Origin of the sequence: Bradyrhizobium sp. AZCC 2176, assembly GCF_036924645.1 — a bacterium.
Classification (GTDB): domain Bacteria; phylum Pseudomonadota; class Alphaproteobacteria; order Rhizobiales; family Xanthobacteraceae; genus Bradyrhizobium.
In genome coordinates this window covers 1668057-1682513 of sequence record NZ_JAZHRX010000001.1, presented here as the reverse complement: position 1 = coordinate 1682513, position 14457 = coordinate 1668057, and the positions used below count along the sequence as shown (strand labels likewise).

Sequence of the window (14457 nt, the reverse complement as noted above, 5' to 3'; positions counted from 1 at the left end):
AACTGATCAGGTTTAGCAATCAATTATATTATAAAATATCGTTTCTATAATCAATGCCCCGCCCCTAACTTTCGTCGTCGGTACCCCGGACCACGGAAGGGCTCATGATGTCACAACAGCCAACCCCGAGATCGACAAACCGCGGCGATCGTTTGCGCAGGGCTCAATCGGTCTGCGGCGGCGGAAAAATCTGTCCGCCCGATCGCGCCACGGCACTGCTTGAGGCCGTCATCGAGCCCTTCGACCGTGTCGCGGTCGAAGGCGATAATCAGAAGCAGGCCGATTTTCTCTCTGCCGCACTCGCCAAAGCCGATCCTGCGCGGCTGCATGATCTGCACATGGTGCAGTCGGTGCTGGCCTTGCCCGATCACCTCGCGGTGTTTGAGCGCGGCATCGCCGGCCGGCTCGACTTTGCCTTCGCCGGCCCGCAAAGCCGCAAGCTCGCCGACCTGGTCGCGACGGGTTCGCTGAAGATCGGCGCGATTCACACCTATCTCGAACTTTACGCGCGGATGCTGGTCGACCTGACGCCGCGCGTTGCGTTGATCGTGGCCGACAAGGCCGACCGCGACGGCAACCTCTACACGGGTCCGAACACCGAGGACACGCCGGTCATCACGGAGGCGACCGCCTTCCGTGGCGGGATCGTGGTGGCACAGGTCAATGAGATCGTCGATCGCTTGCCGCGGGTCGACATTCCCGGCGATTGGGTCGACTTCGTCGTCCCGGGCCCAAAGCCATACCTCATCGAGCCGCTGTTCACGCGGGATCCCGCAAAAGTTCGCGACCAGAATATCCTGATGGCGATGATGGCGATTGCCGCCGTCTATGAGCCCTACCAAGTACAGCGGCTCAATCACGGCATCGGTTACGCCACGGCGGCGATCGAATTGATCCTTCCGACCTTCGCCGCGATGCGCGGATTAAAGGGGAAGGTCGCAAGACACTTCGTGCTCAATCCGCATCCGACGCTGATCCCCGCGATCGAGGCCGGCTTCGTCGACAACGTCTATTGCTTCGGCTCCGAGCTCGGCATGGAGCGATACATGTCGGCGCGTGCCGATGTGTTTCCGGTGGGCAATGACGGGAATTTGCGCTCGAACCGCGCGCTGGCCCAGGTCGCCGGGCAATATGCCTGCGACCTCTTCGTCGGCGGCACCCTGCAGATCGACGCTGAGGGCAACAGCTCCACGGCGACGAAGGACCGGATCACCGGTTTCGGCGGCGCGCCGAATATGGGCGCCGATGCGCGCGGACGACGGCATGACAGTCCGGCCTGGTTGCGCGCGGGTAGGGAGGCCGGCGAAACCATCCGCGGGCGCAAGCTTGTCGTGCAGATGGTCCAGACCCGGCAGCCCAATGGCGCGCCGAGCTTTGTCGAACGGCTGGATGCGTTCGACCTGGCGACGGCCGCGGGCTTCGCATTGCCGCCGGTGATGATCTACGGCGATGACGTCACGCATGTGATCACCGAGGAAGGCGTCGCAAATCTCCTGCTTTGCCGCTCCGTGGAGGAACGCGCGGCAGCGCTGCGGGCCGTTGCCGGTGATACCGAATTCGGACGCGCGCGGTCGGCCGGCGTGACCGAGGAGCTGCGCAGGCGCGGCATCGTGATGCGGCCGTCCGATCTCGGCATCGATGCCACGACGGCAACGCGCGATCTGCTCGCCGCGCAGACGCTCGGCGATCTCGTCGTCTGCTCCGGCGGACTTTATGCGCCGCCGGCGAAATTCCTTCGGCCGGCAATCGCGAAGCCCGCAACGGCCGACGCCCAGGCGACGCCGGCGCTCGATTCCGCAGAAGGATAGTGTGATGAAGAACGCCCGAACCAGCAGTCTTCGCGACGCGCGGCCGGGGTCGTCCTGGTTGGAGCGGCTTCGGATTTCGCTCGGCCTGCGCAGCAGCGCCGACGCCGGATCGGCGCACGATGTGATCGCGCCGCTCGATCAGGCGAAGCGGCTCGCGGCAGCGTTGCTGTCCGAACGCGGCGAAGCCTCCGGCGCGATGGTCGCGCGCGAGCTGCACGACGTCCTGCGGGGCCTCGATGCCGACGATCGCCGCCGCTTCCACCGCCATCTCGCCACCAACTTCCTGCCCGACGCCGCCGCGTTGCGGACGGCCGCGCAAGCCTATCTTGCCGGCGCCACGGCCGAGAACGCAGCGCGGCTTGCGCAAGCCGCCGATCCGCCGCGGCAGGAGCTGTTGCGGCGAATGAACATGGCAAGCGGCGGCACCAGCGCGCTCGTCGCCATGCGCAAGGAGCTGACGGCGCATCTGCGCGACGAGCCGGCCCTGAAGTCGCTGGATGGCGATCTCAAGCATCTGTTCGCATCCTGGTTCAACCGCGGCTTTCTCGAACTGCGGCGGATCGACTGGCAGTCGCCGGCGGCGCTGCTCGACAAGCTGATCGCCTATGAGGCGGTGCACGAGATTCAGGGCTGGGATGATCTGCGCCGCCGCCTGGCGCCCGACCGGCGCTGCTTTGCCTTCTTTCATCCGGCACTGCCGGGCGAACCCCTGATCTTTGTTGAAGTCGCGCTGGTGCAGGGGCTCGCCGGAGCGGTGCAGCCGCTGCTGGTCCAGGACGGCGACGACGATGCCGCGCGGCAGCGGGCGCGGCGCGCGGACACTGCGATCTTCTATTCGATTTCGAACTGCCAGGATGGCCTGCGCGGCGTTTCGTTCGGCAATTTCCTGATCAAGCAGGTAGTGGAGGAGTTGAAGGCCGAGCTGCCGCATTTGACCCGTTTCTCCACCCTGTCGCCGGTGCCGGGCTTTCGACGCTGGCTGGCGGCCACGCTGGCGGATGCGAGCGAGGTCGACGCTGCGGCATTGGCTGAACTGAAGACCGACGGTTGGTGGCGCGACGCGTCGCGGAGCGAGGCGCTGCGTCCCTGGCTGATGCGCCATTGTGCGAGCTATCTGACGCGACCGGTCGCATCGAAGCCGCCGATCGATCCGGTCGCGCGCTTCCATCTCGGCAATGGCGCGCGGCTGGAGCGCATCAACTGGCTCGGCAATGCCGCGCCGCGCGGCATCGAGGAATCCTTCGGCATCATGGTCAATTACCTCTACGACCCCGGGACGATCGAGGCCAACCACGAGACCTTCGCCCATGACGGGACGGTGGTACGGTCGTCGGACGTCGACACGCTGATCATGGCCCGGCAACGCCGCGAATCGCCGGCTGTAGATGCCCGGTGACGCATCGTCCGTTTGGGGAAGCCTGCGTCCGCCAGGCCGGCTTGCGCAAGGCGGCAGCGCAGGCTGCTCAGGTGGTGCGGAACCGCAGCACGCCGTCGCTGACCTCGGACGTCAGGCGGCCCTCGACCAGCATGTAGTTGACATGCGCGACCAGTTCGCCGGCGGCAAAGCCCATCTGGTGCTCATCCAGCACGTGCTTGTGGAATACGACCGGCACCAGATCCTTCGAGGTCTGCGGCACTTCCCGGCAGGCTTCCGCGATCAGGCGGCAGCGGTCCTCGTGATGGTCGGCGAGCTGCTTGATGCGGGTCTTCAGCCCGTAGAACGGCACGCCGTGGCCGGGCAGTACCATCACGTCGTAAGGCAGCGTGGTGGTGAGGCTGGCCAGCGAGGCCAGATATTCGCCGAGCGAGTTCTGGTCGGGCTCGACCGCCCAGACGCTGACATTGGGCGAAATCTTGCTCAGCACCTGGTCGGCGGAGAGGAACAATTTGTCGGCGGCGCAATACAGCATCACCTGGTCGAGCGCATGTCCGCCGCCGGTGATCACCTTGAAGCGGCGGGTGCCGATCACGACCTCGTCGCCATGCGAGATGCGGCGATAGGACGGCGGCAGCACCGATACCCGCTTCAAATAGTCCTGGCCGCGGCCGAGCAATCTGTCGGTCAGGCCCTCGTCCATGCCGTGCCGGCGAAAGAACAGCCGCTGCGCGTTGCGCCGTTCCTCGGTGCCGCGGTTCTGGTGATAGACCGATTGCAGATATTCGACCTGCGACATCTGCAGCGGGCAGTCGAAGCGCTCCGTGATCCAGCCGGCAAGGCCGACGTGATCGGGATGTGAATGGGTGACGATCAGCCGCGTGATCTTCACATGCCGAAGCGGCCCCTCGAACAGCGTGGTCCAGGCCGCAATGGATTCCTCATTGCCGAAGCCGGAATCGATCATCGCCCAGCCGTCGCCGTCGGCGAGCAGATAGATGTTCACGTGATTGAGCCGGAACGGCAGCTTCAGGCGGACCCAAAGCACGCCGGGCACCACCTCGACGACCTGATCGTGGCCGGGGTGGTTTTCGAAGGGGTATCGCAGTGCCTCGGCCGAGGACTGCACCGTGTCGGTTTTCGAATGCATGCTACCGGCTTAGCGGTAGAGGCGGCGCCGCGCTAGCCGAAAAAGTGTTGGCCGTCATTCCGGGGCGTCCGAAGGACGAACCCGGAATCTCGAGATTCCGGGTTCTATGCTTCGCATAGCCCCGGAATGACGAGTGCGGGGTGACTACGCCGCCCGGATATTCGACAGGAACGCGTCGATCTCCTCGCGCAGCACATCGGCCTCGCGGCGCAGTGCGCCGGAGGCGGTCAGCACCTGGCCGGCGGCGGTTCCGGCCTGCGACGAGGCGCTGGAGACACCGACGATGTTGGTGGAAACTTCGCTGGTGCCGCCGGCGGCGTGCTGGATGTTGCGCGCGATCTCGCGCGTCGCCGCACCCTGCTCCTCGACCGCCGCCGCGATCGCGGTGGTCACCTCGTTGATCTCGCTGATCGTGTTGCTGATGTTCCGGATCGCGCTGACGGCCGATGTCGTCACCGTCTGCATGCTGACGATCTGCTGGCGGATCTCGTCGGTCGCCTTTGCGGTCTGGTTGGCGAGGCTCTTCACCTCGGAGGCGACCACGGCGAAGCCGCGGCCGGCGTCGCCGGCGCGTGCCGCCTCGATGGTGGCGTTCAGCGCCAAGAGGTTGGTCTGCGAGGCGATGGTCTGGATCAGATCGACCACCACGCTGATGCGGGCGGCGTTATCCGCGAGCCCCTGCATGGTGGCGTCGGTCGCGCCGGCGTCGTCGACCGCCTTGCGGGCGATTTCCGCCGAGGTGATGACCTGACGGCCGATCTCCTCGATCGAAGAGGACAATTCCTCGGTACCCGACGACACCGTCTGCACGTTGGCCGAAGTCTGCTCGGCAGCCGTCGCCACCGCGGTCACCAGTGCGCTCGATTGATCGGCGGTCGCCGACATGCTTTGCGCGGTCGATTGCATCGAACCTGCGGCGGTCTGCAGGCTGTCGAGCGCGGCGCGAACGGTGCTCTCGAACTCGACGATGCGGGCTTCCATGCGGTTGGCGCGCTCGGCCTTGGCGATGCGGTCCTTGTCCTGCTCGGAGGAGAGCGCGCGGCTCTGGATCATGCTTTCGCGGAACACATGCAGCGAATCCGCCATCACGCCGATCTCGTCCTGGTGGTGGGTCTGATAGACCTCCGTCTCGAGGTCGCCGCTGGACAGCAATTGCATCGAGCGCTGCAGGTTGCTGATGCGCCGCAGGATGTTGCGGCCGACATAGAGCCAGACGAACAGGATTGAACCGACCAGCGTCATGATGCCGAGGGCAGCCATGACCATGGTCCCGAACGAGATTTCCTGTCGCGCCTGCCAAGCCGCGGCGTCGGTTTCCTTCTGCACGCCGTCGACCAGTTGCTGCACGCTGATGCCGAGGCCGACATTGAGCTTGCGGGTTTCCTCCAGAATGGTCTGGCCGTAATCGTCCGCATCCAGTTCCTGCTGGCGGACCTTGAAGATGCCGGTCTTGCCGTCGGCAAGCGCCAGCAGGCTCAAGGTGGTGTTTTGAACGGAGCGCATTGCCGTGGTCTTGGGCAGCGCTTCGAGATTCGACTTCACGCGCGCCTGCGCGGTGCGGAAGTCCCTGGCGGTGGCTTCGAGTACGTCGCCGCTGTTGGTCGAAAGCGCCGCGATCATGTCGAACGCCATGAGATTGCCGCTGGCGGCGATGTCGGCGAGCTGGTCGGCGGTTTTGTGTGCCCGGATGGCTTCGGCCTGCGAGAAGTTGGGGGCAGCGTAGATGCTGTAGAGCTCGGTCTGCGCGTCGATTGCCGCAGGGCCGGCGGCGGCCACGAAGCGCCGCTGCGCCTTGCGCACCGCGTCGTAGAGCTTTTCGTGCTGGGCGGCCAGTTCGAGCCGCTCGCGCGCGGCCGAGCCGAGGCTCTTGATCACCTCATCGATGTTCTTCATGTTCTCGGTGAGCGCTGCAACGACCGCCTTGTCGGCACCGAGCTCGACGATCTCGCCGAGCTTCTGCAGCGCGACCGCCTGGGTTTCCTTCATTTTCCTGGTTCGATCGTTCAGCGCCTCTTCGCTGCGCGCAGCCAGCAGTGCCGGCCCCTGGCTGGCGAGGCTCGCGCTCTGCGCCGACAGTTGCAGGCTGGCGGCGAGACGGGGAATGTCGCGTCCGCTCAGATCGACCATGGTCCCGCCGAGCCGCCCGAGCATCAGGCCGGCGCCGGCAGAGATGACGATCGCCATGCCGGCGATGACGGCGAAGGCGGCAAACAGGCTGCCTCTGACGCCGAAGCGGAAACCTTTGTGTTGCAATTTCTGTCGTGCCATCTGCCCCGCTGCCCCGTCTACGCTACCTTGGGATGTTTCCTCGCGCGGCAGTATCGCGATACCCGGTTAACAAGTTTGGAAAACCGGAACCTTTTTCGCCATAATTTTAGTTGCAGGACGCTGCCGCATTGGATTTTTCGCGAGCCGGAAAACGCGAGCGAAAGCCCAAAAAATAAAAAGGCCGGCGTGAAAGCCGGCCTTCTGCGATTCGCAGTTGAAATCGCTCAGTAGCGCGCCACCACCGGGCTTGCGAAGTTGAAGCGATAATTGACGCCGAGCTTCAGCGTGTGGTCGTCGGTGTGGAAGTTTCCAAACGGCGCCAGCGCGGCAGGGGTCACGAAGCGGCTGCTGCCGAAGTCGTAATACATGTACTCGCCTTTGACCGCCCAGTTCGGGGCGAACATGTATTCGACGCCGGTGCCGACGGTCCAGCCGTGGCTGTGGTTGCCATCGAGCAGGAAGGCGGTCGGAACGCCGACCAGGGTCAGCGTTTCGCGGTTGTCGGAATAGGCATAGCCGCCTTTGACATAGACCAGACCCGGACCCCAGGTGTAGCCGATGCGGGCGGTGATCGAGCCGAGGCCGCGCTGATCGTTGGTGTAAACGTAGCCGCCGGGGAAGGTGGCGGTGAGGTTGTTCTTGCCGAGCCAGGAATACTGGCCCTCGGTGCCGAGCACCCAGTTCGGCGCGAACTGCCAGTCGATGCCGGCCTGAACGCCGCCGAGCAGGCGGGCGCTGGAATCGCTCAGCACCGCGCCATTGAAGTCGTTGCTGCCGCTGAAGGCGCCGCCAAGATGGCCGCCGATATAGAAGCCGGTCCAGTTGTAGAGCGGCGCCGCATAGACAGGTGCCTTGTTGTAGTAGGGGCGCGCGCCGAGATCGGCGCCGGTGGCGGGCGCGGCGGCGGTGAGGGCTGCGAACGCCACGAGGGCTGCGAGGATCTTCTTCATTGTGCTGGTCTCCGAAAACCGTTCGGCGACACCCTCGTGCGGGGCGCCATCCATGACCACGCACATAGACGGCATTTGACTAAAATGCTGTCACCTGGAGGTGACAGCGAATGCTAACCCAACCTATTGGCGGACAAACGTTTTTTGTACTTAATGAAGGCCTAATCAAAGGTAAGCAAAGGCTTAATTTTCGAAGCCCCCGAAGCCTTTCAGCAAGCTTTGCTTAACCAATGCGGCGCCGCACGTCGCCGCGCATCTGTTCGCGGAAGGCCTGCCGGCGGGCAGGGCGGTCTTTCACCGGGACGTCGTGGCGGTCGAACACGTTGAACATTTCAAGGATCGGATAGTGGTCGCTGGCCATCGCCAGGATGCGCAGCAACTCCGCCACGGGCCCGGTCGGGCCGGTGACCTCCCATCGGCGGATGGTGTCGGCGCCATCGGACGGCGGCAGCCCGCAGAGTTTGGCCATGTCGGCCACCGACAGCGGCTGGCCGATGGCCTCACCGAGATGTTCGCGAAGTTTCTTCAGTTCCGCTCCGGTCACGGGTTCTCCATTACAAATCTACTTCTGTGAAGTGCGTCACACACCGCATCGGGCGTGGGGGCTATACGCAGCCCATTAGGTTTCCTGATGAGGAGGTAACCATGCGCCGATTACTTGAAAGCCTTACCCCACAGGCCCGCCAGATTTATTGGAAATGGGTCGGCGGCATGTTCGCACTTTATGTCGTGCTGCTGCTCGCCGCGGCAGGTGTATTCGTCGGTCACGAATCATCGCGCAAGCTGGCGCATGAACCCGCCACGACTGTGGCAATCGACGGCAAGCAGCGCTCCATCACCGAGACCCCGGCGTCCATGCGGCAAGCCGCGCGGTATTGAAGTATTCAGACGCCGATAGCATTCCGCGCCACCACGTCGCGATAGAAGGCGACACTTAACTTCGGCGTCCGGCGCTGCGTCTCGAAGTCGACGTGGTAGAGCCCGAAGCGCTTTTCGAAGCCGTAGATCCATTCGAAATTGTCCATCAGGCTCCAGAGGAAATAGCCGCGGACCGGCACGCCCTCTGACGTCGCACGCTGCAACTGCCTGAGATAGTTGCGCAGGTACATGATGCGATCGAGGTCGTAGACCTGGCCGTCGGCGCGAAGCTTGTCCTCCGACGAGGTGCCGTTCTCGCTGATATAGATCGTCTCGATGTTCCAGACCTTTGCCGCCAGCCGTGGCGCCCAGTAGATCGTCTCAGGCCCCACGCGCAGCCATTCCGAATTCATGTGCGGGAACGAGGCCGGGAATGGCAACACGCTCCAGCCCGGCGCCTTGTCGGAGGCGGCGATGTAGAATTGCGGCGCGTAGATATTGAGGCCGACGAAATCGTTTCGCTGCGAAATGATTTTCAATTCGGCATCGGTGAATTTCGGCGCGTTCGGGCCGGCGAACCGAAGAAATCCGTCGGTGTATTTGCCCTCCAGGATGACGCCGAGAAAGCCCGAGTTCAATTCGCGCGTGGCGATCTCGGCGGCGCGAACGTTTTCCGGCGTGTCGAACGCCGGCACGCAGGCCGCGATGTTTTCGGCCGGGCCCACCTTGGTACCTGAACGTCCATGCGCGCGGATCGCCTGTACCGCGAGACCATGCGCCAACGTCACATGGTGGCGGACCTGGTTGACATCCGCATCCGGCAATTTGAGGCCGGGAGCGTCGATGCCCCATCCATAGCCGAAATTCACGAACCTTCCGGCTTCATTGACCGTGAAGATCGACCTGACGCGATCAGTGATGCGCGCCGCCACGTGGCCGGCATAATCCCCGAATGCTTTCGACGTTTCGCTGGATCGCCAGCCGCCCACTTTGTCTTCGAGCGCCTGCGGCAGATCCCAGTGATACAGCGTCGCATACGGCTCGATGCCCTGCTTGAGCATTTCGTCGATGAGGCGATCGTAGAAGTCGAGGCCCTTGGGGTTCGGCTTGCCCGTTCCTTCCGGAAACACCCGCGGCCACGCGATCGAAAACCGGTAGGCCTTGGCGCCCAACTCCCTGATCAGGCCGATGTCTTCCTTGTAGCGGTGGTAGTGTTCGTTGGCGCGGTCGCCGGAGGTGCCGTCCTCGATCTTGCCCGGCGTGTGCGCGAACGTATCCCAGATCGAGCGGCCGCGGCCGTCCTCGTTCACCGCGCCTTCGATCTGATAGGCCGACGTGGCGGTGCCCCACACAAAATCCTTCGGAAAACTCGCAGGCAGAGGCCGTTCGGCTGCCGGCTGCGCCATGGCGTCAGAGGATCGCGGCGCCATTCCGAGCGCGGACAAGCCTGCAAGCTTGGCAAAATGCCGGCGCGAGAATTTTCCGAACATCGTCATCTCCGGTCAGCGTTCGTCGATCTGGTAGGCGGATATCCTGTCGATCTCGAAGGCGACGGTCGCGGGCGATTCGCCGTCGACGAATCCCACGCCCTCGAGAGTCTTCGAGCCCATCGCGAGGTTCACGATCATGTACATGGGCTCGCCGAAGCCGATGGGGACCTTGATCTCGGAGACCGGCTGGCGGTCGATGAAGTACGTGATGCGATCCGGCTGCCACAGCACGCCGTAGTCGTGAAATGCGGTCGGGGCGTCCGGTACCCGGAAGTCAAACCCGCAGCGTTCCACGCGCTGCGTGGCCGGTATCCGCCAATGCGTCGTCATCACGATGTCGCCCGGTCGTTGCCCGCGGCCTTCCATGATGTCGACTTCCGGCGGCCAGCCGCCGTCATCGGCGAGCATCCAGAACGCCGGCCACACGCCGACGCCGACCGGTATCTTGGCGCGGATTTCGAAATATCCGTACTTCTGGGAAAACCGGCTCTGCGTCGTCAGGATGCCCGAAATATACTCATTGTTGAACAGCACGGTCTTCAGCGCCGGCGGGATGCGGCTGGCTATGATCGAGAGAATGCCGTCGTTGACCTTGAACGGATCGAGGCCGAGCGGCGTTGTTTCCCGCCCGCCATAACGCGGATCGACATAGATCTGCTGCTCGCCATTATAGCTGCTCTTGCGCCTGAAGTCGGAGCCGTCGCCGCCCCAATAGCGCGCCTCCGGCCAGGCGGCGCCGCCGGCGTAATACGGCGCCCACCTTTGGTTCAGCAGGGGATGGCTGTCGAAGTCATCGTGGAAGGTTCGGTGCAGTGATACCGAAGCAAGCGACGCGGAATCCGGCGCCTCAATGCGGCGGCATTTTTCGCCGAGCATGGCGGTCGCGACCTGCAGCGTAAGCTTGGTTGTCGCGCCGGCGAGATCGGCCTGCGCGAACGCCGGGCCGGCGAACAGGCAGACCATCGAGATCAAAGCGCGCAGCGTCAAGCTCTCGGTCCCCGGGTCGCTTCGGGACGACAGGAGATCATTCACTGACGATGCCCTCGATCTGCTGGTTCCTTCGGAGCCCGACCGACGTGCTCACCTGTTTGAGGTACGTAGTTATACGAGGTGGATGCTTAACGGCAAGGTAGCCAAGTTTGAGGTTGATTAAAATGCTTGAGATGCCGATGGCGCCGAGTGCGGGGCTCGGTTGTCCACCATTAGCAAAAGAGTTCATTTTCTTTTCAGTGCTTCAATTTTAAAGGGCAGCTAACTCGCTACGACGGCGCATGGAAGTTTTGGAATGCTCGTCTATTTTGTCACGGATGAACCCACGAAGTTGCCGGCGATTCGCGCGATGCTCGAGCCGCAACACGCCGTGGTGCCCTGGGTGCTGGGCGGCGACGGCACCGGGCTGAGGTCGCACGGCGTGCTGATGGTCGACATCGACCTGCGGCAGATGGCTCGCGTCGAGCAGCTCAGGTTCATATTGCAAGAGCTTGCGAGAATTCCCGAGAAGCTGTTCGTCGTTCACAATCTCTCCCGTTCGATGATGGCGCAGGCCTATGCACTCGGCGCGACCGCGATCATTTCACGCCCCAAGGAAGCAATTCTCAAGGTCGCGCAGATCGAAGCGGCGGAAGCCGCCGAGGAAAACAACGCAGCCGATCCGACACCGGCGATGGACGAAGGCGTGGCTGCCTTCGCCTCGATGTTTTCGAATGTGCGCCATGGCAGGCCACTGAAGCTTGTCGATGCGAAGCGTGCGACGTCGAAGATCATCACCCGCGTCGGGCAGGACGGGCTTTCGACGTGGCTCGACGAGGTGCGTCGCTATCATGAGGGCACGTTTCAGCACTGCCTGCTGGTGACCGGTGTGGCGGTCGCCTTTGGCCTCGATGTCGGATTCTCCGGCGGGGACGTCTCGCGGCTTGGAATCGCGGCGACGCTCCATGACATCGGCAAGGCGCGCATTCCGCTATCGATCCTGGATAAACCGGGACGTCTCGACCCCGAGGAGGAGGAGATTATCAAGCGCCATCCCGTGATCGGATATGACCTGTTGAAGGGCGTGTCGGGCGTCAGCCCGGAAATTCTGGATGGCGTGAGGCATCATCACGAATACCTTGATGGCTCCGGCTATCCGGATGGACTGGCGGCCTCGCAGATTTCCGATCTTGTCAGATTGCTGACGATCTCGGATATCTTCGCCGCGCTGGTCGAGTCCCGGCCCTACCGGCCGCCGATGTCGCGGCAGGACGCCTACCAGATCCTCTGCGGCATGGAGGGCAAGCTGGAAGGGGCGCTGGTCAGGGCGTTCCGGAAAGTGGCGCTGGGAGCGTGAGCAGCGCCGGCTGACAATCTATGCGGAAATGATCGCGATCCCGGGCTGATTTCTCGATTGAGGTCGGCCATCTTATTGGAAGGGGACGTTGCTGCCAGACAGGAATGTCGCGAGAAACACCCCGCCAACTGAATTTATTGAGCTTTTTCGCCTCGCCAGCCGTCCTGAGGCTGGTGTCGAGCGGTTCCGCCCGATCACCCAAGGACTCGCCGTACCTTTACCGGCGCGTCGCCGTAAGGTACTCAGCAAGTATCGTATCCAAGAAGGCAGCTCAAAGCCGGAACGATGCACGATGAAAGTGGAGTTAGTGTCGGCGCAGCGCAGAAAACATTCCTGCCAAAGGCATTCCAGGAGAACTCCGTGTTCTTCTGAGGGAGCAAGTCTCTCGTGATGGGAGGTCCGGCGAGCGCCGGTAATCGTCTTCTCACCGCGTTGCCGCCGACAGATCTCGCGCTGCTCGCCCCTCATCTCCAGAAGGTGTCGCTCGAACAGGACGCCGTGGTGATACGAGCGGGAGATCGACGCCACCACGTTTACTTTCCCCATAGCGGGGCCATCTCCTTCATGCTCGGCCTTCCGAACGGAGAAACGATCGCGACCGCGGTAATCGGGCGCGAGGGAGCGATCGGGGCATTATCGGTGCTGGGACCCTCTTTCTTGTCGTCCGTGACCGCGGTCGTGCGGGTCGGCGGCACCGCATCGCAAATCTCCGTGTCGCGCTTTCATGCAGCCTATATGGAGAGCGGCGCCATCAGACATGTGGTCGAGGCGCACACGAGGTCGATACTCATGCAGTTCCAGCACGTCTCAGCCTGCAACGGACTGCACTCGGTCGAGGCCCGCATGGCCCGGTGGCTGCTTCACCTGCACGATCGAACCGAGGGCAACAACATCCTATCATTAACGCAGGGGACACTTTCGCAGCTGCTCGGGGTGCGACGAACGACCGTGACGCAGGTGATTGCCAAACTCCGCGCCTTAGGTGCCATCAGATCCGCTCGCCGGGGCATGGTTGAAATCGACAGGGCGCGGCTCGAGGAAGCTACCTGTGAATGCTACGACATCATACGTTGTGCAACCGACCGGATCGTCCCGCACGAAGCCGTGGGATCGCATCCGCATTTTGCGTCCGCCGACAAACTCCACCGTGCATGATCGTTTTCAAGCTTACATAAGCTCCTGCAGACGACCACGACGACGCTCAAGAAATCGCAATGTTTTCGAGGGAAGCGAATGACCACCGCAACCCGACGCGCCGGGGCCTTGTGGCTGATGGTTCAGAGGAAAAGCTGGTGCTGCCAGACAGGATTGAACTGTCGACCTCTCCATTACCAATGGAGTGCTCTACCACTGAGCTACGGCAGCATGCCCGGTATTGGGGGAATCGACCCAAACGGCCGCCCACTAGGCGGCCGGTTCTTGCCACAAGGGCCCCTCTGGCGCAAGCATGCGGGCAGGCCGGAAAGGGCTCAAAATCGTGAAAAACCGGCGCTGAGGATCGCTACATCAGGCAATTCGGCAAGTTTGGGCCTTACTCTGGTTCCCGATCTCGTCCTGAGCGGCCGGACTGCGGGTCGCGGAGGCCTGTCGAATATTTGTGGCGTAAGCCGCCTGGTCTCCAACTCGCTCCAATTCTCGTGATGCCCGGCCCAATCCCGGGTATGCTGCCCTCTCATGAGTCCACGCCCTACCAGGTCTTGCGTTTTCGGATGACGTAAGGCCCATTCCTACTTTGCATGGGGTTGTTTTCGCAATTTTGAGTCCGGTGCAGCGATGCACCTACCACCGCATTCCGAGGAATTCGAGGGCATCGATCAGCTCGATCCGGCCTCGGTGAAAGGGCTGTTCGGCCATCCGCCCGATGTGCCGGGCGCACGATTGCAGTATGGATGATCGAACCCCATCATCTTCCGGCGATGGCGTCCCCTGACGTCGTTTCGATCAAGGCGTGTTCGACGGGCTGACGATGAAGGACAATCGAGACAGGGCTGCGGGAAAGACTGGCGCGGATGTGAAGGATTCACGCCGCGACCGGCTGAAGCTGGCGTTGCGCGAAAATCTCAAGCGGCGGAAGTCGCAGGCCCGCGGGCGCAGCGATGTCGGTGCACCTTCCGAAACCGCCGATGCCTCCCTAGATGACGCCAGCGGAGAAAAGCCGAGCCGATAGCGCAGAGGGAAATCCCGACCGCTCGCCGGGTGGCACAGCACGCTCTGCACAGTTCTGTTTCTTTT

12 protein-coding genes and 1 tRNA gene are annotated in these 14457 nt (G+C 63.1%); 6 read left to right on the top strand and 7 right to left on the bottom strand.

Going from position 1 to position 14457, the window contains the following annotated elements; all coding sequences use genetic code 11:
- Window positions 1–104: 104 nt before the first annotated feature.
- On the top strand, window positions 105–1808 hold the full coding sequence (mdcA, locus tag V1288_RS07620) for a malonate decarboxylase subunit alpha (RefSeq protein WP_442893923.1): 1704 nt from the start codon (window positions 105–107) through the stop codon (window positions 1806–1808).
- 4 nt (window positions 1809–1812) lie between these two features.
- Window positions 1813–3204 carry a malonyl-CoA decarboxylase gene (locus V1288_RS07615; protein WP_334356469.1) on the top strand — a complete coding sequence of 464 codons (1392 nt, stop codon included), beginning with the start codon at window positions 1813–1815 and terminating at the stop codon, window positions 3202–3204.
- 67 nt (window positions 3205–3271) lie between these two features.
- On the opposite strand, the gene V1288_RS07610 is transcribed toward V1288_RS07615, so the two are convergent.
- From V1288_RS07610 to V1288_RS07595, 4 genes are all read right to left on the bottom strand, one after another.
- Window positions 3272–4333 carry an MBL fold metallo-hydrolase gene (locus V1288_RS07610; protein ID WP_334356468.1) on the bottom strand — a complete coding sequence of 354 codons (1062 nt, stop codon included), beginning with the start codon at window positions 4331–4333 and terminating at the stop codon, window positions 3272–3274.
- Between the two features lie 144 nt (window positions 4334–4477).
- A complete protein-coding gene (locus V1288_RS07605; RefSeq protein ID WP_334356467.1) occupies window positions 4478–6601 on the bottom strand; it encodes a methyl-accepting chemotaxis protein in 2124 nt (707 codons plus the stop codon).
- Window positions 6602–6825: 224 nt separating this feature from the next.
- On the bottom strand, window positions 6826–7551 hold the full coding sequence (locus V1288_RS07600; RefSeq protein WP_334356466.1) for an outer membrane protein: 726 nt from the start codon (window positions 7549–7551) through the stop codon (window positions 6826–6828).
- Window positions 7552–7774: 223 nt separating this feature from the next.
- Window positions 7775–8095, bottom strand: a complete 321-nt coding sequence (locus V1288_RS07595) for a helix-turn-helix domain-containing protein (RefSeq protein WP_334356465.1) — start codon at window positions 8093–8095, stop codon at window positions 7775–7777.
- Between the two features lie 101 nt (window positions 8096–8196).
- On the opposite strand from V1288_RS07595, the gene V1288_RS07590 reads away from it, so the two are divergent.
- The gene (locus tag V1288_RS07590; RefSeq protein ID WP_334356464.1) at window positions 8197–8430 is read left to right on the top strand and encodes a hypothetical protein; all 234 of its coding nucleotides are present in this window, start codon (window positions 8197–8199) and stop codon (window positions 8428–8430) included.
- 5 nt (window positions 8431–8435) lie between these two features.
- On the opposite strand, the gene V1288_RS07585 is transcribed toward V1288_RS07590, so the two are convergent.
- Together V1288_RS07585 and V1288_RS07580 are read right to left on the bottom strand one after the other, a co-directional pair.
- Window positions 8436–9899 (bottom strand): GH1 family beta-glucosidase, encoded by a 1464-nt coding sequence (locus tag V1288_RS07585; protein WP_334356463.1) that lies wholly within the window; start codon window positions 9897–9899, stop codon window positions 8436–8438.
- Between the two features lie 12 nt (window positions 9900–9911).
- Window positions 9912–10862, bottom strand: coding sequence for a glycoside hydrolase family 16 protein (locus tag V1288_RS07580; RefSeq protein WP_334361230.1), 951 nt, complete (start codon window positions 10860–10862; stop codon window positions 9912–9914).
- A 322-nt stretch (window positions 10863–11184) separates the two neighbouring features.
- Here V1288_RS07580 and V1288_RS07575 point away from each other — a divergent pair, with 322 nt between their 5' ends.
- Together V1288_RS07575 and V1288_RS07570 are read left to right on the top strand one after the other, a co-directional pair.
- On the top strand, window positions 11185–12225 hold the full coding sequence (locus V1288_RS07575) for an HD-GYP domain-containing protein (RefSeq protein WP_334356462.1): 1041 nt from the start codon (window positions 11185–11187) through the stop codon (window positions 12223–12225).
- Window positions 12226–12615: 390 nt separating this feature from the next.
- Window positions 12616–13380 carry a Crp/Fnr family transcriptional regulator gene (locus V1288_RS07570; protein ID WP_334361229.1) on the top strand — a complete coding sequence of 255 codons (765 nt, stop codon included), beginning with the start codon at window positions 12616–12618 and terminating at the stop codon, window positions 13378–13380.
- A 135-nt stretch (window positions 13381–13515) separates the two neighbouring features.
- Here the strand turns inward: V1288_RS07570 and V1288_RS07565 are convergent.
- A tRNA-Thr gene (locus V1288_RS07565) sits at window positions 13516–13590 on the bottom strand.
- A gap of 583 nt (window positions 13591–14173) precedes the next feature.
- Here V1288_RS07565 and V1288_RS07560 point away from each other — a divergent pair.
- Window positions 14174–14392 (top strand): hypothetical protein, encoded by a 219-nt coding sequence (locus tag V1288_RS07560; RefSeq protein WP_442893922.1) that lies wholly within the window; start codon window positions 14174–14176, stop codon window positions 14390–14392.
- The last annotated feature ends 65 nt before the right edge of the window (window positions 14393–14457 follow it).

Excerpts from the sequence above, each read along its gene's own strand:
- mdcA (WP_442893923.1), top strand. The coding sequence starts at position 105 with ATGATGTCACAACAGCCAACCCCGAGATCGACAAACCGCGGCGATCGT.
- V1288_RS07615 (WP_334356469.1), top strand. The coding sequence starts at position 1,813 with ATGAAGAACGCCCGAACCAGCAGTCTTCGCGACGCGCGGCCGGGGTCG.
- V1288_RS07610 (WP_334356468.1), bottom strand. The coding sequence starts at position 4,333 with ATGCATTCGAAAACCGACACGGTGCAGTCCTCGGCCGAGGCACTGCGA.
- V1288_RS07605 (WP_334356467.1), bottom strand. The coding sequence starts at position 6,601 with ATGGCACGACAGAAATTGCAACACAAAGGTTTCCGCTTCGGCGTCAGA.
- V1288_RS07600 (WP_334356466.1), bottom strand. The coding sequence starts at position 7,551 with ATGAAGAAGATCCTCGCAGCCCTCGTGGCGTTCGCAGCCCTCACCGCC.
- V1288_RS07590 (WP_334356464.1), top strand. The coding sequence starts at position 8,197 with ATGCGCCGATTACTTGAAAGCCTTACCCCACAGGCCCGCCAGATTTAT.
- V1288_RS07585 (WP_334356463.1), bottom strand. The coding sequence starts at position 9,899 with ATGTTCGGAAAATTCTCGCGCCGGCATTTTGCCAAGCTTGCAGGCTTG.
- V1288_RS07580 (WP_334361230.1), bottom strand. The coding sequence starts at position 10,862 with ATGGTCTGCCTGTTCGCCGGCCCGGCGTTCGCGCAGGCCGATCTCGCC.
- V1288_RS07575 (WP_334356462.1), top strand. The coding sequence starts at position 11,185 with ATGCTCGTCTATTTTGTCACGGATGAACCCACGAAGTTGCCGGCGATT.
- V1288_RS07570 (WP_334361229.1), top strand. The coding sequence starts at position 12,616 with ATGGGAGGTCCGGCGAGCGCCGGTAATCGTCTTCTCACCGCGTTGCCG.